Origin of the sequence: Sphingomonas plantiphila (assembly GCF_046000505.1) — a bacterium.
Classification (GTDB): domain Bacteria; phylum Pseudomonadota; class Alphaproteobacteria; order Sphingomonadales; family Sphingomonadaceae; genus Sphingomonas; species Sphingomonas plantiphila.
In genome coordinates this window covers 1-1,241 of sequence record NZ_JBELQC010000004.1, presented here as the reverse complement: position 1 = coordinate 1,241, position 1,241 = coordinate 1, and the positions used below count along the sequence as shown (strand labels likewise).

Annotated in this window: 1 protein-coding gene; it reads left to right on the top strand. The window is 65.5% G+C overall.

What is annotated here, in order from left to right:
- The first annotated feature begins 64 nt into the window (after nt 1-64).
- A protein-coding gene (locus ABS767_RS17550; protein WP_408080775.1) for an IS3 family transposase occupies nt 65-1,215 on the top strand; the annotation gives its coding sequence in 2 pieces (ribosomal slippage) (nt 65-317 and nt 317-1,215; 1,152 coding nt in all).
- The last annotated feature ends 26 nt before the right edge of the window (nt 1,216-1,241 follow it).

Genomic DNA, 1,241 nt, shown 5'->3' with positions numbered 1-1,241 from the left:
TGACGTGCGCCCCTGGAATGTGACCGATTTTGGGTAGAGTCCGCCTCGAAGGAGTCGGACGAAAATGAAGCGCAGCAGGTTCAGCGAAGAGCAGATCATTGGGATTTTGAAGGAGCAGGAGGCTGGGATGGCGACGGCGGACGTGTGCCGCCGCCACGGGGTCAGCTCGGCGACGTTCTACAAGTGGAAGTCGAAGTACGGCGGGCTGGAGGTGTCGGAGGCGCGGCGGCTGCGGGCGCTTGAGGAGGAGAACAGCCGGCTGAAGAAGCTGTTGGCCGAGGCGATGCTCGACAACGTCGTATTGAAGGATCTGGCGTCAAAAAAATGGTGACGCCCGGCGCGAAGCGGGAAGCGGTCGCCCATGCCCGTGAACATCACGGGCTGAGCGAGCGCCGGGCGTGTGAGTTAGTTGGCGTGAGCCGGCGGGTGATCCGGTATCAGCCGACCAGGGGCGATGATGCGCCCTTGCGGGCGCGGTTGCGTGAGCTGGCGGCGGAACGTCGCCGGTTCGGCTATCGTCGCCTGGGCTATCTTCTGGCGCGGGAGGGCATGACGCCCAACCACAAGAAGCTGCGGCGCATCTACCGCGAGGAGAACTTGCGTGTGCGTCGCCGCGGCGGCCGCAAGCGTGCTCTGGGGACGCGAGCGCCGATGCTGTTGCCGGACGGGCCGAACCAGCGCTGGTCGCTGGACTTCGTCTCCGACACGCTGACGTGCAGCCGTCGCTTCCGTATCCTGTGCGTGGTCGACGATTACACGCGGGAATGCCTCGCGCTGGTGGCCGACACGTCGCTGTCGGGCGTGCGGGTCGCGCGCGAGCTGACGCGGCTGATCGGGCTGCGCGGCAAGCCGCATACGGTGGTGAGCGATAACGGCACCGAGCTGACCTCGTCGGCGATCCTGCGCTGGTCGTGGGAGTGGCGTGTCGAGTGGCATTACATCGCGCCGGGCAAGCCGATGCAGAACGGCTTCGTCGAGAGCTTCAACGGGCGCCTCAGAGACGAATGCCTCAACGAAACGCTGTTCACGTCGCTGGCGCACGCCCGCTTCGTGCTCGACGCCTGGCGGCACGACTATAACCACGTCAGGCCGCACTCGAAACTGGGTGGGAAGACCCCCGCCGAGATCGCCGGCCAACGTGTCCGGGGGCATGCCCCCGGACACGTTGCCATCCCCTCAACCAACCATCATGAAGGAGCCGAACTCTACCTCTGACTGGTAACAATCAGGGGCGCACGTCA